This window comes from Paenibacillus sp. JT22N12, from assembly GCF_056269365.1.
Genome location: NZ_JBWDNU010000004.1, coordinates 624,439 through 647,944, shown reverse-complemented (window position 1 = coordinate 647,944; position 23,506 = coordinate 624,439). Strand labels below are relative to the sequence as shown.

At 52.0% G+C, this 23,506-nt stretch carries 13 protein-coding genes and 3 tRNA genes; 5 read left to right on the top strand and 11 right to left on the bottom strand.

Going from position 1 to position 23,506, the window contains the following annotated elements:
* Window positions 1–244 precede the first annotated feature (244 nt).
* Entirely contained in the window at window positions 245–5,308 is a 5,064-nt protein-coding gene (locus tag AC0YOA_RS18510) for an S-layer homology domain-containing protein (RefSeq protein ID WP_475787820.1), read from the bottom strand.
* 470 nt (window positions 5,309–5,778) lie between these two features.
* Here AC0YOA_RS18510 and AC0YOA_RS18505 point away from each other — a divergent pair, with 470 nt between their 5' ends.
* The gene (locus tag AC0YOA_RS18505) at window positions 5,779–6,537 is read left to right on the top strand and encodes a phytanoyl-CoA dioxygenase family protein (protein ID WP_475787819.1); all 759 of its coding nucleotides are present in this window, start codon (window positions 5,779–5,781) and stop codon (window positions 6,535–6,537) included.
* Between the two features lie 16 nt (window positions 6,538–6,553).
* Window positions 6,554–7,366: an AraC family transcriptional regulator gene (locus AC0YOA_RS18500; RefSeq protein ID WP_475787818.1), complete on the top strand. Its 813-nt coding sequence runs from the start codon at window positions 6,554–6,556 to the stop codon at window positions 7,364–7,366.
* A 63-nt stretch (window positions 7,367–7,429) separates the two neighbouring features.
* Here the strand turns inward: AC0YOA_RS18500 and AC0YOA_RS18495 are convergent, their stop codons facing one another.
* The 7 genes from AC0YOA_RS18495 to AC0YOA_RS18465 form a co-directional block, all read right to left on the bottom strand.
* Window positions 7,430–8,920, bottom strand: coding sequence for a sulfatase family protein (locus tag AC0YOA_RS18495; protein WP_475787817.1), 1,491 nt, complete (start codon window positions 8,918–8,920; stop codon window positions 7,430–7,432).
* A 29-nt stretch (window positions 8,921–8,949) separates the two neighbouring features.
* Window positions 8,950–10,425: an ABC transporter substrate-binding protein gene (locus tag AC0YOA_RS18490; RefSeq protein ID WP_475787816.1), complete on the bottom strand. Its 1,476-nt coding sequence runs from the start codon at window positions 10,423–10,425 to the stop codon at window positions 8,950–8,952.
* A gap of 95 nt (window positions 10,426–10,520) precedes the next feature.
* The gene (locus AC0YOA_RS18485; protein ID WP_210044684.1) at window positions 10,521–11,333 is read right to left on the bottom strand and encodes a carbohydrate ABC transporter permease; all 813 of its coding nucleotides are present in this window, start codon (window positions 11,331–11,333) and stop codon (window positions 10,521–10,523) included.
* A 10-nt stretch (window positions 11,334–11,343) separates the two neighbouring features.
* The gene (locus tag AC0YOA_RS18480) at window positions 11,344–12,270 is read right to left on the bottom strand and encodes a carbohydrate ABC transporter permease (RefSeq protein ID WP_210044685.1); all 927 of its coding nucleotides are present in this window, start codon (window positions 12,268–12,270) and stop codon (window positions 11,344–11,346) included.
* 101 nt (window positions 12,271–12,371) lie between these two features.
* Window positions 12,372–14,192, bottom strand: coding sequence for a cache domain-containing sensor histidine kinase (locus AC0YOA_RS18475; protein WP_475787815.1), 1,821 nt, complete (start codon window positions 14,190–14,192; stop codon window positions 12,372–12,374).
* Window positions 14,189–15,763 (bottom strand): response regulator, encoded by a 1,575-nt coding sequence (locus AC0YOA_RS18470; protein WP_475787980.1) that lies wholly within the window; start codon window positions 15,761–15,763, stop codon window positions 14,189–14,191. The genes AC0YOA_RS18475 and AC0YOA_RS18470 overlap by 4 nt, the downstream gene beginning before the upstream one ends.
* A 273-nt stretch (window positions 15,764–16,036) precedes the next feature.
* Entirely contained in the window at window positions 16,037–16,546 is a 510-nt protein-coding gene (locus tag AC0YOA_RS18465) for a CYTH domain-containing protein (protein ID WP_210044688.1), read from the bottom strand.
* A gap of 315 nt (window positions 16,547–16,861) precedes the next feature.
* Between AC0YOA_RS18465 and AC0YOA_RS18460 the strand changes: the two genes are divergently transcribed.
* Entirely contained in the window at window positions 16,862–17,320 is a 459-nt protein-coding gene (locus tag AC0YOA_RS18460; RefSeq protein ID WP_475787979.1) for an RrF2 family transcriptional regulator, read from the top strand.
* Complete coding sequence (locus tag AC0YOA_RS18455; protein WP_475787814.1) at window positions 17,317–18,771, top strand: 4-hydroxyphenylacetate 3-hydroxylase family protein; 1,455 nt, start codon at window positions 17,317–17,319, stop codon at window positions 18,769–18,771. The genes AC0YOA_RS18460 and AC0YOA_RS18455 overlap by 4 nt, the downstream gene beginning before the upstream one ends.
* A 59-nt stretch (window positions 18,772–18,830) precedes the next feature.
* Here AC0YOA_RS18455 and AC0YOA_RS18450 read toward each other — a convergent pair.
* The 3 genes from AC0YOA_RS18450 to AC0YOA_RS18440 all read right to left on the bottom strand — a co-directional run bounded on the left by AC0YOA_RS18450 (window position 18,831) and on the right by AC0YOA_RS18440 (window position 19,130).
* Window positions 18,831–18,907 (bottom strand) — tRNA-Pro (locus AC0YOA_RS18450).
* 6 nt (window positions 18,908–18,913) lie between these two features.
* A tRNA-Arg gene (locus AC0YOA_RS18445) sits at window positions 18,914–18,990 on the bottom strand.
* 64 nt (window positions 18,991–19,054) lie between these two features.
* Window positions 19,055–19,130, bottom strand: a tRNA-Thr gene (locus tag AC0YOA_RS18440).
* A 434-nt stretch (window positions 19,131–19,564) separates the two neighbouring features.
* On the opposite strand from AC0YOA_RS18440, the gene AC0YOA_RS18435 reads away from it, so the two are divergent.
* Entirely contained in the window at window positions 19,565–23,497 is a 3,933-nt protein-coding gene (locus AC0YOA_RS18435; RefSeq protein WP_475787813.1) for an S-layer homology domain-containing protein, read from the top strand.
* Window positions 23,498–23,506 lie beyond the last annotated feature (9 nt).

Below are 23,506 nucleotides of genomic sequence, written 5' to 3'. Positions count from 1 at the left end.
CCGGTAAATAGGGAAGATCCCGGAGGTTCCCAGTAGGGTGGGATCCCGCAGAAACTGCAATATGGTAAATGCTTGAAAAGGCCCTGATCAGTCCGCCGACCAGGGCCTTTTCGTATGGAAACAGCGCCTCACGTGCAGGTTCTTAATACAGGTCTAATAAACCGGACCAATAAATATTGCAGGAAACGGCAAGAACCAACCGCCCTTCAAGAGGGAGGTTGGTTCTTGGTGGTCTTTCTTTTACTTATTCAACGTCGTCCGCGATATTTTTCTCCCAGGTTTCGCTTCCGTCCGAATTCCGGACGGATTCATGAGATACTGTCGCTTCCTGCACATCTCCGAATGCCCAATGGCTCTCCGGTACATCCGGGAACATGGCATCGAGGCCTGTCAAAGGACCCCGGTAGAGCATACGGTTAATCAAGGTAACCGCTTCGGAACGGATAATGCTGTTGCGGGGCTTGAACGATCCGTCCGGATAACCGGCGACGAAATTGCTGCGATACAATTCTTCGATCGCAGACGCCGCCCAGTGGCCTTTAACATCGTTGAAATGCAATTCCCCAGGCTTGCTTACATCAAGCTTGAGGAAGCGCACCATAACCGATGCCAGTTCTCCTCTTGTTACTGCAGCGTCGGGACGGAATGTGCCGTCTTCGAAACCGCTGAAGTAGCCGTGCTTCGTTGCAATTTTAATATAGTTTGCCGCCCAGTAATCGGCCGGCACATCGGTAAAGCTGAGCGTATCCTCCAGCTGATTGTTCTCCGTCAGACGGGCAACAATCGCCGCAAGCTCCGCTCGTGTAAGCGAGCGGTTCGGTTTGAACAGCCCATCCGGGTAGCCCAGAATGTAACGCTGATGCTCCAGCTTTTCAATGGAGAATACTTGAATTTTCACAGCCGATTGCGCCTTTACAGGAGCGGCTGAATTATTGTTCACAGTAAACTCGCCCGATACGTTGAATGATGCGTCGTTTGCATCCAGCTGAAGCCATTTCACAACGATCTTGAAGCTTCCCGATCCTCCACCCGGAAGATCCTTAATCGGCCAGAAAATCGTGTTTCCTTCTACTTTACCGCCATTGGCATCAATAATTTCCACGCCCTCGGGAAGCGTTACTTTAATTTCTCCCGCAGCCAGTTGGGCTGTGGATTGATTTTTGTAATCGACTGTAATCGTCGATTGGCCGCCTGCTTCCACAAGGTTCTTGTCCACAGAAAGATTCAGCGTTACATCAGGTGCGGCTGGCGGAATGTAGACAGGCCCAGGCCCTGGAGTAACCGGAGCCAATTGTAGATCATGCTTCACGATATCCCGTTCAACCGAGATTGTTGGGCTTGTATAGCTGTCATAGCCGTCTTTTGTAACGGTCAGATAATAATCCGTCTCCGGGAATACCATGTACGCATAGAAGCCATGCTCATCGCTGAGCTGTTCCGGGCTCGCGTTGTCGTTCGGGTCGAAGCCCGCCAGGAGAGGCAGTGTAACCTCGCCATTCGGCGTTCTGCCGTTGTCTTTGTTGCGCTGCGTGTCCGCAAAATGCAGAACGACTTTCGCACCTTCAATCTTGGCTCCTGTCACCGCATCCGTGATCGTACCGTACGGATCGACCAGTTCCTCGGTAATGTTCATTTCGCCGTTGGCCTTAACGCCTACAGTGCCGCGGCTGACAATGATTTCCTGGCCTGGAGCAAGCTCGTAGCTGACTTCCAGCGTGTAATCGCCTACTGCTAACCCATCTGCATTAAACAGACCTTGGGCTTGGAGCTCGAATGCTTTGGGAACACCATTCTCGGAAACGTAATTTCCGGCGGCATCCTTAAGATATACTTTCGTTTTGCCCAGCATTTCATCGCTGATCAGGCTGGTTTTGCCATCCGGCTTCTGGAACAAAACGATACCGGTTACGGTCTTCTCGGAATCGAAGCTCTCATCCTCACTGCCGGTAACCGTACCGACATGAGCTTTCTGATTAAAGGTTACCGGAGTCTCAATACCGCCGACAATCACGGTTTGCGTAACCTCCAGATCGTATTCCGCATCGCCCTTGGGAACCGGAATCGAATAAGCGCCGTTGGAGTCGGTTACGACCGTTCCGTCAAAGTCGACGCCGGCTTCGATCTTGCCGTCTCCGTTCAGATCAAGCGTCACTCTCACACTGGCGCCGGGAACAGGCTCGTTCGTATCGCCTTTGGTGATGACCCCTTTGATCGTAGCGGGCTGGAAGGTCACCGTAATTTGATCTTGGCCGCTCAAGCCTTTTTCTGGATCGTAGACTATAGCCGTAACCGGAATCTGCTGCTCGTCGATGCCGGTAATTTTGGCCGACTTGTAGGTTACGACAGCTTTACCCTGCTCATCCGTAACGGCTTTATTGGATCCGACAAACTCTCCGATTGGTGCGTTGAATTCCACCTCAACGCCGGAAAGCGGATTGCCGTCTGCATCCTTAAGCACAGCGGTCAGCTCGGTAGTCGACTTGCCGTCTCCCACGATTTTATCCGGGTTTGCGGTTAGCGCAAGATCCACTCCGACAACCTCGAACTTATTGTCAGCCAGCTTGTTCTCCGGCTCGGCCGACAGCAGGGAATTATCGGATTTTCTCGCCTCGAAGGCTACCGTGTATACGCCGGTTGCCGTCTCGGACGGGAGAACGAAATTGATTTTAACCCATTTCTTATAGCCATCTGCTGTATAGGTCTCAGCATTCGCAAGAGTCAGCTCAACGGGTTGTCCATTCACCGTCGCTGTTACCCCATCAGCCAGCAGTGAGCTTACCGCAGACAACATAAGCGGCTCTCCTGAAATCGCTTTGACGACCTTCGGATCACCAAGCTCTTTGTCGCCCACCCATCCGTCGAGTGATTTATTGATTTTAATTGTCACAGACGCTGGTTGGCTCTCTTGACCATTAGGGTCCGTTACAGTGTACGTGAAGCTGTCCTCACCCCCGGTAAAGTCCGGATCTGGTGTATAAATCCAAGTATCTCCATTCAGATCGTTCGGATCAGCCGGTTCCAAGGAGCCCTTCAACGGGTTCGATGCTCCGTATACAAGACCGGTGACCGATTCTCTATCGGATCCCTTCAAAACAATTATAATTTGCGGTGTGCCTTCTTCGGCCTCAAAAGTCATGGGCTGGGCAACCGGTATGCCGTTGTATGTGATATTTACAAGTCCAGCATTTTCGGAATATTCCTTACCGTCACTTCCGTGCCAGCTAAATGTTACTGTGCTGCCATCCGGCAATGTGTCGGCCGGTTCAAATTTGAGACTATCAAGCTCGATGGCATCAATTTCTACTGTTGTTCCTGCTTCAATATATACTGCCTCAGAAACAGAAGCAGGGAGATACCAAAGCTTCCCGTTATTGTCAAAGTCTGCAGGCACAGTAACCTTGACGTGTTCCAAACTGTCATCGCCATCTGAATCGTTGAACACCGAATCATTGCCAAAATCATCCTCACCGAAATTTATAATGGCTCCGGCAAGTCCGGTTCTGTTAATGTCGCCGACAACGGGCGGCGTATTAATCATAAATGTAAAAGTAGCAGGATCTTTTGCATATTCAAGCCCATCCGATCCGTTCCAATCGAATGCTGCCACTCCCGTCTGACCGGAAGCTGGAATAAATTTCAAATGATCCAGGTCATTCTTAGCAATTTTCTGACCAGGAACAACGGGCTCCTCGCCATCCCCGTCTTTGAAGACCAGTGTGCCACTCAACGGAAGACTTACAATTTCAATTTCTGCCAACCCGTCACCGTCAGGGTCATTAAATTTCACATTATTCGGAAAATCATCCGGAGAGAAGCTGGGCTCTTCACCCTTATTTATGTGTTTTACAATATTGTCTACGAGCGGGGCGCCGTTAGCAGTCAAAACTGCCTCTGCGTTGTCTAGTGCATACTCTCCGCTATCAACATTAGAACCGTTCCAATCGAAAGTCGCTGTCTCTGTAAAGCCAGCTTCAACCGGAACGAATTTCAAGTACGGCAGTTCAGTTGCTGCATCCAGCTCCTGACCGGCTGCGATGTCTCCGACAATCGCACCGTCCCCATCGTATAGAACTAACTTCCCTTTGTTTGCATCAGGTAAAGTCACGATCCTGACCTTACTCAACTGGCCGCCGTTAACATTACCATCATGCTTCAAGTAATGGTTTTTAAAATCATCGGCAGTGAAATCAGTCGGTACATATTGCTTTGCTGTCTTCGCAATATTCGATACCTTCGATGTCGAGACGGCATAGATATGCTCCGCCAACGTTGGGACTTTATATCCCATATCAGCGTTAGGACCGCTCATTTCTTCCTCCTCATCGAATAAAACAATGTTAACCGTATATTCTGAGTTTGCGTTTATACCCGTAAATGTAATGGGGTCCAGTGGTGACCCTACAGCCGATGCCGGCACCTTAATTGTCTTAGTGGCCACATTGTTACCAGCGGGATCTATTACATTAGCTTCAATAACAAAGTCCTGGCCCGGTTGGTTACCCTGTACGGTAGTATCCACCGTTATTGTCGTACCTGTAAAATCAACATTGACGTCAGTCAACTCACCAGTTTCCTTTTTACCGCCATCCAGAACCAACTGGCCCCAGTCAATGGTCGTTTCCCAACCTGTGTTGAGCGTGCCAATATTAGGATTATGATGAATCGAAATGCCGATGTAATTGTTCTCATCCACTTGACTTGGATCAAGCTTAAATACGGTCGTATTCCATTTGGCATTGTTACCTGACAATGCACCTACATAAGAACTGAGTCCAAAACCGCGTTTATATGTAGTATTCCCCCAGTTTGATGTAGATGGCCATGTATATCCGGCCGGAACGCCAGGATCTGGCGTTAACGATATTGGATTATTGGAAAGATAAACCCTGTCCCATTCCCCTTGCTCTTCGTCGACATCATACGCTCTAACCAATAAATAAGCTGTTGATTGAGGTAATTTATCCGCTGGTACTGGTATTTTGAATTCGAATGGATAAGGATTCAGATCATTCGGATCTGCATCTGTCCCGTTCGTAAGAGCAGTACTGCTTTGAGGATCCCCTGCTTTTCGCGTATCAGCTCCATCAGTTGTATCTGCATTGAGTCGTGTATAGAAATCAAGATCGTCATCCGCCGCTTCATTCCCTACAGTTCCACCACCCCAATTATCTTCCGTTACAAAGGATGTATAACCGCCGGCTGCAGGTACTCCTCCCTCCGCCGCAAATGAAGGCGTGACCGCTCCCAGCAGCAGAAACAGGGCCATTACAAGCGAGACTATACGTTTGTTCGTTGTTCTCTTTCTCAAAATTTGTTTTCCCCTCTCAGTTGACTTTAATTTGATATATGACTTCAAAACGGTGAAACCTCCCCTACCAGAAGCAGCCTCGCTACCTCCGCCTCTTCATACAATCCCTCCATGTCGATTCTGATAGAAATAGTCCTTTCAGTCTAGTCTCTCAGAATCATTTTATTCTAGATCATCTGAATTTTTTCTTATAATCCCACAAAAAAACAAATACTTCGACAATCCATTTTCAAAAAAAATAGAAAAGGATGACGAAACAGAATGTTTTATAGGTACATCGGTTCAGATGTTCAAAACTATCATACAGGTACATTCTGAACAAAATCTGAACTTGATGGCGCGCATCCAAAGCATGCACAAGCCCATATCAATTTCAGACAAAAACATGCCGGTTGCAACCATTTCCATGAGACGGATTTGCAGGTATCGTAAAGAGGCAAGACTAATCCGATATAAGGGAGTGTGCCTGCATGAATATATCCACATCGACTGACCGCTTGACCCCGCTTACCCGGGAACAGCTTCAATTTTATAAGGATAACGGCTATCTCATTTTGCGCAAAAGCGCCAGCGACGATTTGATCGACGCCTTCAATGCTCATATCCGGAGCATCCGCCTGTCTGAGGATATGCCGGAATGGGCAAAGCCCAGGAGGGGACAGGATGTTGTGGAAGACAAGGACCGTTTTTCCATGCGTCTATTTAATCCTCATCTGCACGATGGTTTCGCCAAGCAGATGATGAAGCTTCCTGTTATCCGCGGCGCTCTCGCCCAGCTGCTCGGGGATGAGGCGGCCGGCGTTCAGAGCATGTATTTCTACAAGGAGCCCGGAGCGCCCGGTCAGGCCGCCCATCAGGATTATTACTATATCCGCAACGAACCCAACTCGCTCACGGCCGCTTGGGTGGCGATGGAATACACGGACGAGGAGAACGGCTGCCTCTACGTCATCCCCGGCTCGCACAAGATCGGCATTCTTCCGCACGGCAAGGTGAAGAATCTGGAGGAGCACGAGGCCTGGACGGACGAGGTCGAAGGCGTTGACCTGAGCCGGGAGGTTGCCGTCGTGCTGGATAAAGGAGATATCCTGTTCTTCGACAGCCTGCTGATCCATTCGTCGACCCGCAACCGATCTAAGCGTTGGCGGCGTTCCTATGTCTGCCATTATATCCGCCATGATTCCACAATTGAGCGGGAGGATTTGAAGAAAAAATATTCTCTTGAATAGTGGAGGATGAGCGTTCTTGAATCAGGATGAATTGCAGCCCGCTTCATGGTTTGACGTCCGACGTGCTGCTGCGGGTTCTGTCACCTACGCGCCCGGCGGCACCTTCGGCCCGCGCGTGCAGCAGGATCTCCAGCTGGTGCTGGTGATTACCGGCTCCATGACCGTGTCGATCGATGACCGTCCTTATGCGGTACCTGCAGGCCACACCGCCTTGCTGAAGCCGAACCACCATGAAGCTTTTCAATTCGATACCCATCGGAATACCCTGCATCTATGGATCAACGTCAGTCCTGAAGGTCTGCCTTCTTCCCTACTGGACGGCTTCAACACGCTGCCGTTAGCCCTGCCGCTGTCCGATGAAATGAACCGGCTGGCGGAGCTGATGCTCGCCCTGCAGCGCAGCGGCTCCGCTCCGGAGGCGGACGTGATCCGCACACTGGGATGGGCCGCCATGCAGCTCTTCCTGGAGGAGCATAGGCGCATTAGCGCCAATGTCCGGAAGCATCCCTCGGTATTGGTGACGAAGGATGAAATCCGCATCCGATACGCAGATAATCTGAGCCTGAGTGACCTCGCCCGCGCCGCAGGCCTGTCGCCGGAGCATCTGATCCGGCTGTTTCGCCGGGACGAAGGGGTGACGCCGATTCAGTACCTGTGGCGCTACAGGCTGCAGCAGGGACTGGGCCTGCTGCGCAGCACGGGTCTGTCGATCAGCGAGGTATCCGGGCAGGCCGGATTCAAGACGGTCTACCATTTCACCCGGATGATCAAACGGCAGACCGGCATGACACCAAGCGAGATCAGGAGGGAAGCCCTGTTATATGAATAGAAAAAAGGCGTCCGCCAAGCCATAATCTGACTTGGTGGACGCCTTTTGCTGCCTGCTTTTGCCTTAATTGACCGTGAAATCTTTCACGCCTATTGCCTGATTAAACTGCCTGATTCTCGCAAGAGGCCTCTCCTTAAAGGGGAAGCTCCTTAAGCCGCCGAAAGTGAGCGCCCCGGCAAGCGGTTCATGCCTGCTTATTTCATCGACAGCCGCCAGTCTGAGCCTTGCCGTTATCTCAGGATACAGATCCGCCAGCTGGTTCAGCTCGTTGCGGTCTTCCGTGAGATGGAACAACTGCTCCCGCCCGCCGTTCGACATGTAGATGTACTTATAATCCTGATTCCTGACCATGACTTTAAAGTTCGGGGTTCCCGGCTTGCCGTACCAGCCGAACAGCAATTCCCGGGGAGCCGCCTTGCCGGTTACGCTTCCCAGCACATCGACCCCGTCCCTCGTCTGAAGGTCCCCGCCTGCATGCGTGACGATGGAGAACAAATCCGTAAGGCAGACGAGCTCATCTCTTCGTTCCCCCTTCGGCAGCCGCGCCGGCCAACTGACCATGAACGGCACGCGGGCCGACGCTTCGAAGAAGCTTTCCTTCTGCCAGGCATGATGGTCGCCCATATGGTCGCCATGGTCGCTGTAAAAGCAAATAAGCGTTTCATCCGCATCGGGTCTGCTCTCTACAGCATCGAGGATCCTGCCCAGACATTGATCGATGTAGGTAATCTCCCCGTAATAACGCGCCTTCAGCGCCCGGGCGCGGGGATCGTCGATATTCTCCGCCCAGATAAGATGATTCATCCAGCTGAGCTGTTCGTCCATGAAATCCGTCTCCAGATCCCCGCGGATAGGACTTGGCATCGCGTCGGGATTGTACATGCGATTGAACGGAACGGGAGGAGCGAGCGGCGGATGCGGGCCAATGAACGAAACGTACCCGAAATAGGGCCGTTCGTCCGCTTCTGCCTGCAATAGCTCGACCGCCCGGTCCGCGACCCAAGCCTCCACCGTCAGATCAGCCGGAAGCGGACTGGTCTGGGGCATGTAGTACATTTCGGTCCTTTCGCCGTGCAGCTGCTCGATATGACTGTACTCCGGATGCTGCTCGGCGATAAATCTGGCATAGTCGTCTCCCTGCAGCTGCTCCTCGGTGTCCATCAGCTCTTCGGTTCGCAGCTGAACCTCGTACCCCAGATCTTCATTCCATGGATCCGTATGAAACTTGCCCACACCAAACGTCCTGTAGCCCATGGCTTTCATCGTCCGCGGCAAGTAATCTCCGCAGCGCTCCTCGGGGCCCCGGGGCTGGCGGTCCGAAAGATGCAGACCGCCGTTATCGTAATACCCGGTATGGTAAGGCTCCCTTCCCGTCTGGATCGTATACCGCGCGGGCACACAGACCGGACAGGTGGAATAGGCTTTGTCGTAGGTTAGTCCGCGTGCAACCAGCCGGTCCATATTAGGGGTCTTTACAATGCCGTCCCCGAGCGCGCCGATGGCATCCGCACGCAGCTGATCGCACATGATCAGCAGAATATTGGGTTGTTTCATTAGATCCGCTCCCGCCTTGCGCTCCTGCGCTATTCGGCCTTTTTCATGCCGTAATCGTTCTCTTTCGTCCAATCATTTGTCGTCTTCGCGTTGTCCATGCCTTTTTTCCACTCCATATTCAGTTCCGTCGTCAGCTTGGCAACGTCTACCGAACCGCCCAGATAAAGCTGCAGCGATTTCACCAGGAAGTCGGAAAATTCCTTGATTGTGGCAGGTCCGGTGTAATTCGCCCTGCGGATGTCTTCATTCTGCATCACGAAGCCCTGCAGCTTCTCAGGCAGATTCGCATTGTTGATCGTCGGCAGGTAGCTCAAGGTTTCTCCAAGCTTGCCCTGAATTTCCGGCGATGTCAGGTACATGATCAGATCTGCGGCAGCGTCCAGCTTCTCGTCCTTGGCGCTGCTGGAGATTGCCCACGATTCGTTCGCGGCTCCGCCCAGCATAACGGATTTGCCCATCGCTTCCGGGAACTGCTCCTTCGTGATAACCGGAATCGGCATGCCGCCGTATTCGAAATTCCGGCCTTCCATATCTTCCACAAGCGACAGATCGGCGGAATTCAACGGAAGCATAGCGGCTTTGCCTGTCAGCCAAAGCTGTTGGGCCGTTTTCTCGTCGATGCCGTTAAAATCCGTATTCCAGTACTGCGAGAAGTCCTTGAACAGCTCAAGTCCGTCCTTGAACGGATATTTCGTATAGTCGACCAGGCCTTCGTCCGTAGCGCGCGCCAGTTCGTTTTTGATAACCTGGTTGTCTCCGTCCGTGTCCATTTTTTTGCGGAGCTGCTCATCAAGCTGACCGAATATTGAGGTTAAGAACCAGCTCATATGGCTGTTGGATTGTCCCGACATCGCCATCGGAGTAATGCCCGCTTCCTGGAGCTTTTTGCATGCGTCAATGAATTCTGTCCAGGTTTCCGGAGCTTTGGCAATTCCCGCCTGCTCGAACAGTTCCTTGTTATACAGGATCCGGATCATGGCAGTAAACGCCGGAGCGGAGTTGATGATCCCGTTAGCCGGGTTGATGCTGTCTTTGTAAAAGGACGGGAGGAACGTTTCTTTCCATGGCTTCCCCGGGTTGTACGGCGATTCCTTGTCCATATAAGGCGTCAGATCCAGAACCTGCTGCTTGGCAAAATCTTCCCAAACCCATGCCATCCGGGTCAGGACCACCTCTGGCATGCTGTTGGCAGCCTGCTGCGTGACCATCCACGTTCTGTAGTTGTTGTCCGGAATGAAGGTGAATTCCACCTCTGTGCCCGTTTTCGCTTTGTATTCGTCGAATATTTCTTTGTACGTCTCTTCGACCTTCTGCGCGGTGGCGAATTCGGCGCCCCAATAGGCCACGGTGATTTTGGCTGCTTCGCCGCCCGTGTTCGCCGCTTCCCCGGCTGTCGAAGCTTCAGAAGAATTCACGTTGGCATTGTTCCCTCCGCATGCCGATAATGCGGTTAGCGCGATGATGAGGCTCAGCGCCAGAAGACCCGATTTTAGTTTTTTATGCATCCTGCAATACCCCTCCTGATGATCATGATTCAATTTGGATGGTGATTATATATAAGCCTTTCCCGGAGGTTGACCTCTCGGGCAGGGTTATTTGGCTAACCTTTCACGGCTCCCTGGGTAAGACCGGACACGAACGGCTTCGTGGCCGCGAAGAACAGGATCAGGAGCGGCAGCGATGCGATGATATAGCCGGCAAGCTTCACTCCGTCGCCTTGATTCACGCCGCCCGCTATCGTGGTAATCGCCAGAATAACCGGCTTGACGCTGTCGCCCGAGGTCACAACCAGGGACCATACAAAGTTGTTCCAGATCTGCAGACCCGACATAATGGCAACGGTTGCGAGAATGGGCTTGGAGAGCGGGATGACGATTTGCGTGAATATCCGGACATCCCTGGCTCCTTCCATTTCGGCAGCCTCGTACAGGCTTTTGGATAGCCCCTCGAAGAAGGTGCGCATCAGCAGGACCCCCATCGCCGTATAGCTCGCCGCCGGAGGAAGCGCCTGGCCGATCAGAGTGTTGTACATCCCCAGATTCTTGATATTGATAAACTGCGGAACCAGGATAACGAAGCCCGGAATCATCAGCAGCATCACGATGAAGGTATAAAAGAAATTTTTGAACGGGAATGAAAATTTGGCAAATGCATAGGCAGCCGTCGATGACGCGGTCAGCGTAACGACGATGCCGATGAGCGTGATGATGACCGAGTTGACGATCGGACGCGAAATTTGCTCAAACGCGCTCGAGAAATTATCCATATGCAGCGGCATCGAGAAAAACCAGGGATTCTCGTAAATTTGCATCTGATGCTTGAATGCCGAGACCAGCATCACGAAGAACGGATATAGAGACAGAACGAGAATGGCAACGGCGGTCAGGTTGATTCCCAAGCTTCCTTTTTTCATGCTGCACCCTCTAATCGATTTTTTCTGTATTTTTGATAAGCTTCTGAATGACGAAGGTCAGAATGAGCAGCACCGCGAACAGCAGCACCCCTATGCTCGAAGCATAGCCGAACCGGCCGTAGTTGAAGGCCTGGTCATAGATATGCAGGGATGGCGTGATGGTGGAGATCCCCGGCCCCCCGTTCGTCAGGATATAAGGAGCTTCGAATACCTGGAAGGCCTGAATGAGCGAATACATGAGCACAAGCCGGATCTGGCTGGCCATGAGCGGAAGCTCGATGGAGAAGAACCTCTTGATCGGGCTTGCCCCCTCGATCCGGGAGACTTCGAACAGATCCTCCGATATTCCCTGCAGGCCTGCCAGGTAAAGAAGGAAAGGCAGCCCCGCAACCCAGGGGAACCCAACAAATACGATGGCCCAGAGCGCGGTTGAGGGATCTCCCAGCCAGGAATGCTTCAGGCTTTCGAGTCCCACGGTATCCAGCAGCTGGTTGATCATGCCGAAATCGCCGGAATACATCCACCTCCACAGCAGGACGAGCACCATCATCGGGACGACAAGCGGCACGATGAAGCCGATTTTGAGGAAATTCTGCAGGGCAGCGTGCTTCACGCGAAACACGAGCAGGGCGACGATCATCGGAATCGTCAGATTAACCAGGATGGTGGCGATCGAAATTTTGAATACATTCGCGAAGGCGACCCTTATTTTCTCGTCCCTGAGCAGTTCGGCATAGTTCCCGAAGCCGATGAATTTATTGATATTAACTCCGTTCCATTCGAACAGGGATTCAAATATGGCTGTGAAGAAGGGATAATACTTAATCGAGGAAAGCAGCAGTAAAGCGGGTATGAGGAAGATATAAGCGGTTCTGTGTTTCCATATCCGGTGGAATAACCCTTTCCCGCGAGGCTTGCTGTAAGCGAATTCATTCATGGGTGCCAGTCCCTTCTATATCCAAACTCTTCTGAGTTTATTATAGAAGGGGCCGGGATTCCCGGGCAATGCGACAGATTTATGCGCTTGGGTGTACTTTTTTACTCTGAAACTGCGGGGATGCGGACGATGACCTCCGTTCCGCTTCCCTCTACGCTGCTGAGCGTAATTCCGTAATGGTCCCCGTAATAAAACCGGATCCGGTCATGCACATTCTTGATTCCTACTTTGCCGGAAGCGTGGTCGGACTTGTCCAGACTGGAATGGTCAGCCAGACGTTTGTTCAGAGCGGCTAGCTGTCCGGTTGTCATGCCTACCCCGTCGTCCCGTATGGAGAAGACGAGATCCTCCCCTTCTTTGCGCGCCCCGATGATCAGCTCGCCCTTGCCCCGCTTCACTTCGATGCCGTGAAATACGGCATTCTCCATGATCGGCTGAAATACCAGCTTGATCATTTTATAGGCAAGCAGCTGCTCGGGAATATCCAGCCGGAATGAAAGTTTATCCTCAAAACGGATCGACACAATATCCAGATAATTCCTTATGTGCCTGATCTCTTCAGCCACGTCAACCTTAATTCCCCCGGCCTTCGTGCTGTAGCGGAACATATCCGACAAAGCCCTGGCGATTTCGCTCACCTTGGGCACGCCTTCTACGGCGGCAATACTGTTGATGGTCTCCAGCGTATTGTACAGAAAATGAGGATTGATCTGCGCCTGCAGCGCGTTCAGCTTCGCTTCCCGCTCATGCAGCTCCGCCTGATACACCTGCTCGATCAAATATTTGATCCGGCTGATCATCTCGTTGAAGTACCGTCCGAGCTCCCCGATCTCGTCCTGGGACAGCCTGCTTGTCTGTACGCTCAGATAGCCCTGGCTTACTTTCAGCATGGCGTTCTTCAGGCGCTTAATGGGCGTGACCAGGCCGACGGACAGAAACTGCGAGACGACTACAGCCAGGCCGAAGCTTGCCAGCACGAACAGCAGCGTGATATCGCGCATCCTGCGGCTGTCCGACAGCAGAATGGCGAGGTCATTCTTGCAGTAGACGTTCCAATCGACCATTTTGAGCGAGGAAGCGGTGACCAGATATTTCTTGCCGTTCTCCGGCACGACCATATAGCCCTCCTTATTGTCATCCGAAACGCTAAGCGCGGCGGATATCGGACGTCCGATCTGCCTGTAGTCGGTATCGTAAACGATTTTGCCCTCCCCGTCCGCGATGATCATGGAGCCTGAGGAGTCGAGCATAAGCGGCTCAAGAAATTTTTGCACTTCCTTCAGGCTGAAGTGGAGCATGATGTACCCGAGAGCCTCCTGCGGCCTTTGCAGATCCGAAACCTTTCTTATATAGGTCAAATGAAAGTCCACGACGTCCTTCTCCTCCGGGACAAGACTCTCGGGCAGCCATGCCTGCGTTAAATACGGACCGATCAGCTTATCGCTGCTGCGTCCGCCACGCATTTCCAAGAACCATGGCTCATTGCCGAAAGGATAGGTGGGATCTACCGTTTCCTTGTTCTGATAGAATACGTAGCCCTGTTCATTCAGCAGCGTGACCGATTGGATGATTCCGCGAAAATTATAAAATTCCTCCTGCCTCAGAAACAGGGCATTCATCTCCAGCTGATTGCGGATCCTGCCAAAATTATCCGCAGTCCGGCTTGCTTTCCAGAGCTCCTGGAAGTTATCCTGATAGGCCGTATACGAGTACTGCTCGATCTGAATAAGCAGCTGGTCCATATCGGCCGTGACCGTCTGCATCAATTTGGCGTTATATTCCGCTGTCCGGTTCTCCACCAGATCGGCATACCAGCTGTATGAGAACCAGCCCAGCAGGGCAAGAGGAATGAGGCTGACCGTCATAAAGCTGAGCAGCATCTTGGTCTGGATGCTCTTGCGGAACGTGGGCAGCCGTATCATGCTTCGTGCTGTCCGTCTGCCGGTGAAGCCGGAGGGCTCTGACGGTACTCAGACGGCATCTGTCCCGTGTGCTTCCTGAACAGCCTGCTGAAATAACGGCTGTCCGCATAACCGACCCTCTCACCGACCTCAGCGATCTTCATTCCGGAATCTGTCAAATATTCCTTCGCTTTCTCCATCCTGGCGCGGGTCAGGTACTCGATGAAGTTCTCCCCGATAATTTCTTTGAACATGCTGCTGAAATAACTGGAGGTTACATGGAATTGTGTGGACACGGAATTCAGGCTGATCTCTTCCGCAAAATGCTCCCGGATGTACTCGGCTGCAAGCAGGACGCTCCGGTGGACATCGCCCTGGGAGGAGCCAGCCATGAAATCGCTGATTTTCCCCAGGAAGCCTCTGAGCCATCCGGTCATCCCGGTCAGATCGTCATAGCTGTCTATGCCCAGGCAGAAGTCAAAACCGGCCTTGACGATATTCTCATCGAATGAAGGCTTGGTCAGCATAAGCTTGACGGCATCCGACACAACGGACAGGAAAAAACTGCGCGCATGCTTGAGGGAAGCCCCTTCCGTGTGCAGGTAGTACCCTTCGATGTCGGCGATAATGCCCTCATAGGCGTCCGTGTCATCCCGGATCAAGGCCTCGTTCAGCTTCTTCTGAAGATGCAGCGGATATTTGTAGGAGAGCTGCTCTTCCTCCTCCCGCGAATACGGGATAATATCCTCCGGCTTGCTGAAGGCATGCCTCTCCGATACGCTAAGCGCCTCTTGATAGGAGCGGCTGATCAACTGCATATCCGAGACCGGGACATGATGGCCGAGAGCGCCCCAAATGCCGGAGACGTTTTGCTTTTTGAGCGCCCACCAGATGTTTTTGGCATACTTGTGGACAGCCGTCCCATTCTCGCCAAGAACGACTGCACTCAGCCGCAGGGGACTCCGTTCCCATATAATAAGACGCCGGCCCGCCGTGCCCCAGGCAGCTGCGGCCCGCTCTAACAGCCCCGTTATCGCCTGTACGTCATATTGATCCTCGTCATAATGGATCAACAGCGCCGCCGCTTCGCCCGGCTCAATGCCCTGCAGCTTCAGCTCTTCGCAGAACTTCCGGGCAGAGGGCAGGTCGCCGCAGCGGCAGATATCCCCTGCAAGTCTCTCGAGGACGACCGCTAAATGGCCGCTTGCCGTTTTCTCCTGCATTTCTAAGCTAAGCTTCCCGGCTGCCTTCTCGATCGTCTTGTTAAGCTCCGCAGGGTTGATCGGCTTCAGAATATAATCAATCGCATCCAGCTGGATGGCTCGTTTGGCATATTGGAAATCGCTATACCCGCTTACGATAATTACCTTGAGACGAGGAGCGATTCTGAGCATTTTCTCCGCCAGGCGCAGCCCGTCGATCCCCGGCATCCGGATGTCCGTAATCAGAATATCGGGCATGCGCTCCTCTGCCATTTGAAGCGCTTCCAGTCCGTCGACCGCCTCGCTGTCGCATTCCAAATTCAAGCGCTCCCACTCGATCATGGCTTTTAAACCTTTGCGGATCCAGGACTCGTCGTCCGCGATCATCACTTTAAACAAGGGGTTCACCTCCGGCCGTTGTATTTCCTATTATAGTCAATACGAGGAAATAATCACGAAATAGATTGAACGCCAAGCGATAGATTCACAGAGCAAGCTCATAAAAAAGGCGACCGTTCCCCTGATGATTATCAGGAGCGCGGTCCTACGCTGTATTTGATTTTTTGTACTGCCGGTATTGGTGGGTACGATAGTGCATGAACAGCAAGAAACCCTGTTATGGTTGAGGGATCCATAACAGGGTTTCTTTATGCCAATATGCGCTTAATTATTCAGTGCGGCCTGCTGCTGCAGCTCCCGCCACACGGTTTTATTGCTGTAGCGTTTGCTCTGGCTGATATCTTCGCCGAACCAATCCGGGGCCTCAAACTGCAGCGCTTCTTCGATGGAGTCGAATTCGACTTCTACCACCAGCAGCTCCAGCTGATCATACTCGTCGATTTCGATAACATTCGATCCCAAGTCGGCCGTTGTCCGCTCTTTCGTTAGCGGAACCGCTAGAAAGGCTTGGGTGAGCTGCTCATACAGGCCCTCCGATATGGAATATTCAATCTCCTCGCGGCTGATCCCATGCCCCCGCTTGAACGTTTGCGTATATTCAACGTCACCGGTGACCAGATCGGTAATTCTTCTGACCCTCAGCTCCTGCGTGTCCTCAATCGCCAGATAGGTCTGCTCGATCCTCCTTCGGGATCGAACGGCAAGCTCCCCGCTCTTGATAAGAGCTTGCGGATATTCATGCAGCAGAAATTTTCGCTCAATTTCCAAAGCCATAGGATTGATTCTCCTCTATATGTAAGGGTCCATTTCAAGACCATCATATCACAATCATTCCCGGTTTCTAAAATTATCAAAAGCTTTATTGCAAGCAGCCGTTCCTGCTTGTCCTTCATTTGCGGTGCGATTTTACCTGTGATGCCCCTCCAATTGGCCGACGAGGTGACGCCGTCCTGCTAACGTTAAAACTCTCTCATATCGTTGACAGTAAATCCCTCTCTCCCTTATCATTCCTATGACGGCTCAATGCAGACTAATTCAGTCTGCTTTAAACCCGACTGAATCAGTCATAATTGAAAAAGGAGAGAAATGATGAAAATTTCCTCAAGAGGGGAATACGCGCTGCGGGCGTTGATTGTATTAGGCCAAAGCTATCCCCATCTGTATGCGATCAGCGAGCTTTCACAAAAAACGCTCGTAACGGAGAACTACCTGGAGAAGATTTTGCTGCAAATCAAAGGTTTGGGTTATGTGGAAAGCAAAAGAGGCCATCAGGGCGGCTATCAGCTGGCCCTTCACCCCAGGGATATTGTCGTCGGGGATGTGATCCGCAAGCTGGAGGGGCCCCTGGCGCCGATGGGCTGCGCAAGTGTTACGGCCTATGAGCCATGCGAGCTCGAAGGGAGCTGCATGCTGAAGCCATTGTGGGTGCTGATTCGCGAGATCATCGCTTTCGTTCTGGAGCGAACGACTCTGGAGGATCTGATTACAGGCAATCTGAAGAAACCAGGCAGCTTTCATTCTATAAGCGGGGATGTGGCTTTAACATGACCAGAGGCTCAGCTTTTCTGAACAGCCTGAACGATAACCGGAACGTCTGGATGAATGGAGAACGGATCGAGGTGGGCAGCCATCCCGCATTCCGGGGAACGCTTGCTACCATTCGTGAGCTGTTCGATATGGCGGATCATCCCGATACCCGGGAGCAGCTCGCCCATTACGATTCGTCGACGGACAGCTATGTACATCATGCTTTTCTGGTGCCCCATAATAAAGAGGATCTGGACAAAAGGTCCGCCGCCGCCCGGATCTGGTCGGAAAGCACGTTCGGAGTCATGAGCCGCCTGTCGGATTATGCCCGCTCCCGCTTGACCGGCTGGTATGCGACACGTCAGAGCTACACTTCCTTCGACAAGCAGTTCGATGAGAAGATCGCAGCCTATTATACGGAAGCCAAAGCCAGGGATTTGTTTCTTACCGCTGTCCAGCGGGAACCGCAGACCGACCGGTCGAAAGCGCTCGGCGAGGATCCCGATGCCATTCTCCGCATTATCAGGAAAACCTCGGAGGGCGTAATCATCCGCGGAGCCAAAATGATCGCGACAGCCGGGCCATACGCCAACGACTTTATCGTCTATCCTGTCCAGAAAATCCCGCAGTCGCATCCGGAATGCGCCAACATGCTGATTGTTCCGGCAAGCTCGGCCGGGCTGCATATTTTATGCCGGGAATCCTTTGCCGAGAATCATCCCAATGAGGATCACCCGCTGGGCTCCCGGTTCGACGAGATGGATGCGATCCTGTTCTTCGACGATGTCCTTGTCCCATGGGAAAGAGTTCTCCTGTATGACAATCCGGAAGCGTTGTGGAAAATAAGGACGAACCAGGCTTCGAACAGCCTCGCCTATCACCAATCGATTGTCCGCTTGCAGACCAAGCTGGAATTTGTCGCAGGCATCACGTTCTTCATTGCCCGCGAGATTGGCGTGGACGGCTTCATTAATGTGCAGGAGAAGCTGGGCGAGCTTGTCTCGCAGATCGAATCCATCAAAGCGCTCATCATCGCCTCCGAGGTGGAAGCCAGGCTGGACGAATTCGGGAATCTGATTCCCAAATTCAGCTACATTGAAACGGCGAGAAACCTTGGCACCCGCTATTATCCCCGGGCCATTGAAATTCTGAAAACAATCGGCGCGGGCGGCTTCATCCAGGTCCCATCCAGCTGTGCGGATCTCGAGAGTCCCATTGCCCACCTGATCCGGAAGTATCTGAACGGCACAACGGTCAATGCAGATCAGCGGGTACGGCTGTTCAAGCTTGCCTGGGATTTGATCGGCAGCCAGCTGGGCGCCCGCCATGAGCTGTATGAGCGCTTCTACGCTGGAGATCCCACGCGGAATTTTGCCAATCAATATGTGAATTTCGATAAAACGGGGTTATATGCGAAGGTCTCCGCCTTCCTGGATCGAACGGACAAGCTTAGGGCGCAGCCATCACTGTAGAGGTTCTGAAGACAACAAAAAAAACCTTGCAGATACAAGGAATTTTAGTTATTGCATTATGGTCGGGATGACACGATTTGAACATGCGACCCCCTGGTCCCAAACCAGGTGCTCTACCAAGCTGAGCTACATCCCGTTATGATGGCGCGCCCTGAGAGATTCGAACTCCCGGCCTTTTGATTCGAAGTCAAACGCTCTATCCAGCTGAGCTAAGGGCGCAACCTGATTGGTGCGGACAATGGGCACGGTGCCCATAACCCTCTTCTTGCTTCAAATACAATCATGGTGCCGTCGAGAGGACTTGAACCCCCAACCTACTGATTACAAGTCAGTTGCTCTACCAATTGAGCTACAACGGCACAGTTATTAAGGCGTGAATATTTAGGGCCTAGAACAAGAATATAACATGTCCCCAGCTATTTTGACAAGCCCTCTTCCGAAAAATATTTTGGACATGTAATTACCTTCAGAAGCAGCGGGGAATCCCCGGCTGCTTCTTTGGCGTTTTGTACATGATATGCGCTTCATAATAATCCGCTCATCGGGGTAAATGGTTGTGGTTCATCACAATTCAGCCACAACTTCGACCATATTCGACATATATCGGCATGGATTTACAATTAATTATAATGGTTTTAATCTAATAGTTTTTCTTTCTCACTATAATTCAATACTGCAAGCTACTTACGTGCACGAGTTCGGGAGGAGTCAAATGAACGGATGATCCATTAGAGCTGCAAACACCGCCGACCAAGTTACACGCATAACTCATAATTGAGGAGGATGAATCAGGGTGAAGAAAACAATCATTACCCTATGGCTGATTATATTCGTCATGATCCCGTTGCTTTCGATTCCCGTTGCATTAGCCGATACGGAAGGAACGGTTGTCTTTACCGATGATTTTTCCGGCAGCACCGTGGATACGGACAAGTGGTCCCTAAACCAAACATGGGATACCAACGGAGGCACATTGAATGCCACCGGCACCACGAGCAACGGTACCGCTAAAACCAAGACGGCGATGCCCGTAAACGCGTGGGTAAATCTGAGTATCGAGAATAGAGATACAGCCGCCAACCCTTATGCAAGGGTTTATTTTAGATACGCCACGAGTACCAATAATGTCGCTGTTCAAATCTCTCCCAAAAGCGTTACGGCGGGATTTGCATCTCCCACCGTTTCACTATGCACCAGCACAGCCAATGCAGCCTGTCAGTTTGCTGCAAACCAGATGTATGAATTCAAAATCGGCGTGTTCGATAAACAGGTCGAGGTTTATGTAAAAAATCAGGGCGATACCAATTACACAAGCCTTGGCTCGGTTGATATTAGCGCAAGCTATGGTACCAACGAAGTCAAAGCGGGGCAAGTACAATTGACCGCGGCAAAACTGTATTCGTTCGATAATGTAACGATTACGGACAGAGGTGACGGGACGATTGCATTCAATCTATCCGCCGCCGCGGGTGACGGAAAAGTGGACTTGACATGGGATGCCGTTGCAGGCGCAACCGCTTATACCATCAAACGTTCCACAAACGGCGGTGCCTACACGAATCTCGATGATATTGTTACCGGAACCAGCTACACGGACAGTAATGTCAATAACGGCACCACTTACTCCTACATGGTCACGGCCACCAACGCAGGCGGGGACATCGTGTCGACAGATCCGGTTACAGCGGTGCCACAGTTTCCGGGTACTGTGATTTCGGCCCCGTATCATTTGACCGCACAAGCAGGTGATGCCAAGGTGAATCTGGCGTGGAACACCGTGGCAGACGCCACGGGCTATAACGTCAAACGCAGCGCCGCAAGCGGAGGACCGTATACAGAAATCGCACATAGCGTAACGGAAGCGACCTATTCCGATTCGAGTGTCGTTAATGATACGCCTTACTATTATGTCGTAACAGCCTCCAACACTTCGCTTGAGAGCACTCCGTCCAATGAAGTGAACGCTACACCGCATGCTGGCGCTGTTATCCCTTCGGCTCCGGATAATTTGACCGCGCATGCAGGCAATGCCAAGGTGGATCTGGCATGGAGCACAGCGGCTAATGCCACCGGATACAATGTCAAACGCGGCACTGTAAGCGGTGGACCCTACACGGAGATCGCCCATAATGTTAACGGGACAACATACTCCGATACGGCAGTGACCGGCGGCGTTGTCTATTATTATACCGTTACGGCACTCAATGCTGCGGGAGAAAGCGGCGGCTCCAATGAGGCCCATTCGACAGCAAGCTCAGCAGGAGTCGTCAGCGGCTTGACTGTGACAGAGGGAGATTCACAAGTCGATGTGCTGTGGAATGCGGTGGAAGAAGCAACCGGCTATAACGTGAAGCGGAGAGAAGGATCAGGTTCATTTTCAATCATAGCCGCCAACCTGACTTCCACCTCCTACACGGATGATTCGGCGGTAAACGGACACACGTACGATTATACGGTTACTGCGCTCATCGACAGCGTGGAGGGCGATCCAGCCCCTGCGGTCAGCGGTACTCCGCATATTGTGCGGACCGTGCCGACCACGCCGACTAATTTGACGGCCACCGCAGATAAATTATCCGTAAAGCTGAGCTGGGATATCTGCAAATGCGCGAGCGACGGCTATAATGTGAAACGGAGTACGACAAGCGGCGGGAATTACACTAATATCGCCTCTAACCAAACTTCAACTACTTATATGGATACCAACGTAACTCCCGGCACTTATTATTATGAGGTTACAGCTGTGAATTCGGTTGGAGAAAGCAGCATGTCCAACGAAGCGAGTGCGGTTGTAGAAGAACAGGAAGTAACAATCCTGCCGGCTCCAACGGATTTAACAGCAACAACAATCGATGGGCAGGTTATGCTGACATGGGATATCGTAAAAGACGCTCTCAGCTATAACGTAAAACGAAGCACGACCCATAGCGGCAATTATACGGTCGTGGCAAAAAACGTGATCTCTCCCTCCTATAACGATACAGATCTTACATCAGGCACAACCTATTATTATGTGGTAACGGCTGTGAAAGACAGTCTGGAGAGCGACAATTCCAACGAAGTCAGCGTAACACCGACAAAAGCTGAAGCGCCGGTGACGCCGAATGCACCGACTGGTCTGAAGGCTGTTTCCCAAACAATGAAGGTGTTGTTGAATTGGGATAAAGTAACTGGTGCTGACTCCTATAATGTGAAGCGCGGTTCAACAAGCGGAGGCGATTATGTCATCCTGCAAAAGGATGTTGCCGGCACATCGTTTACCGACAGCAGCGTGACGGGCGGCACTACCTACTATTATGTCGTCACGGCGGTCAACGCCTCCGGGGAGAGCGATAATTCGAATGAAGTCAGCGCTGCCCCGCTGAATGACGGCAATTCCAACCCGCCGACAGATTCGGACGATCCGGATGATACACCGAATACTCCAGATACGCCTGACACACCCGGTACGCCAAATACACCGCCAAACAATGCCTCTGGAGCGCCTGATGCACCCGATACGTCCGGAAATAGTGACGTGAAGACGGGACATCTTGTTGTACAGACGACCAGCGAGCAGCACGACGGCAAAGAAGTCGGCGCAGCCGATGTTGCTGCGGATGCTTTGAAGGCGGCATTTGCCCAAATCAACGCAAATCCGTCAGGCGATCAGAAGGTCACGATCGAGCTGAAAGGCTCCAGCCCGAGAACGATCGTCCATATACCGGGAAAAACCTTGGCCGAAGAAGCATCAGCGAACCCGAAAGCGACGGTCGTGATTACTAACAACACAACCAGCTATGAGATACCGCTTCAGTCGATTAATTGGAATGATCTGTCCAACCAATTTGGCGAACAGGCAGCCGGGATCACACTTAATATTTCGTCTGAAGTCATAAGCGGTGATTTGACGGATAAAATGACGGCCAAGGCGCAAGAGATTGGCGCGACTGTCATCGGGGCGCCATCCCATGCACAGGTTACAGCCACAGCGGGGACGAAATCGGTTCCGCTCGGCGTTGCCGGAGCAAGAACGATTACGCTGCCGCAAAGTATGAATTCGGCCAAAACAACAGTGGTCGCCTATGATCCGGTTACCGGAGAACTGACTTTCGTACCGGCTTTGTTCAAATCAAACACGGTAACGATTCAAGGAATGTTGGACCGGGTTGTTGCCATCATCCAGCTGAACGTTACTTTCAAAGATTTGACCGGTCATTGGGCCAGGGAAGATGCGGAAATGCTGGCGAACAAGCTGATTATTAAAGGCGAGTCCGCAACCGAATTTGCGCCAAACAAATCCATTACCCGTGCTGAATTTGCGGCCCTGCTCGTCCGTTCGCTCGGACTTACGGAAGACAGCGGAGCCGCAGCATTCTCTGATATTGATGCCCAGGACTGGTACGCCGGAGCGGTTGGCGCTGCCATGAAGGCAGACCTTATCAGCGGTTACACGAACAACACATTCCTGCCTGGCCGTTCGATTTCCCGCGAGGAAATGGCTGTTATGATTTCCCGCGCGCTGGTAATGGCCAATAAACAACCGCAGGCTGACGCATCCGCATTGTCGAAGTTCGGCGACAGCGGCTTGATCAGCAGCTGGGCCAAGGATGCCATCGGACAATCCATGGCAGCAGGCATTATCAACGGACAAAGCGATACATCCTTCGCTCCGAAGAAGAACGCCACTCGCGCTGAAGCGGCTGTCATGCTGAAACGGTTATTGCAATATTTCCAATACATTTAAGGAGGCAAA

What these genes read in the sequence shown, in the direction of transcription:
- AC0YOA_RS18505 (WP_475787819.1), top strand. Translation starts at nt 5,779, where the DNA reads ATGAATATATCCACATCGACTGACCGCTTGACCCCGCTTACCCGGGAA.
- AC0YOA_RS18495 (WP_475787817.1), bottom strand. Translation starts at nt 8,920, where the DNA reads ATGAAACAACCCAATATTCTGCTGATCATGTGCGATCAGCTGCGTGCG.
- AC0YOA_RS18490 (WP_475787816.1), bottom strand. Translation starts at nt 10,425, where the DNA reads ATGCATAAAAAACTAAAATCGGGTCTTCTGGCGCTGAGCCTCATCATC.
- AC0YOA_RS18485 (WP_210044684.1), bottom strand. Translation starts at nt 11,333, where the DNA reads ATGAAAAAAGGAAGCTTGGGAATCAACCTGACCGCCGTTGCCATTCTC.
- AC0YOA_RS18480 (WP_210044685.1), bottom strand. Translation starts at nt 12,270, where the DNA reads ATGAATGAATTCGCTTACAGCAAGCCTCGCGGGAAAGGGTTATTCCAC.
- AC0YOA_RS18475 (WP_475787815.1), bottom strand. Translation starts at nt 14,192, where the DNA reads ATGATACGGCTGCCCACGTTCCGCAAGAGCATCCAGACCAAGATGCTG.
- AC0YOA_RS18465 (WP_210044688.1), bottom strand. Translation starts at nt 16,546, where the DNA reads ATGGCTTTGGAAATTGAGCGAAAATTTCTGCTGCATGAATATCCGCAA.
- AC0YOA_RS18460 (WP_475787979.1), top strand. Translation starts at nt 16,862, where the DNA reads ATGAAAATTTCCTCAAGAGGGGAATACGCGCTGCGGGCGTTGATTGTA.
- AC0YOA_RS18455 (WP_475787814.1), top strand. Translation starts at nt 17,317, where the DNA reads ATGACCAGAGGCTCAGCTTTTCTGAACAGCCTGAACGATAACCGGAAC.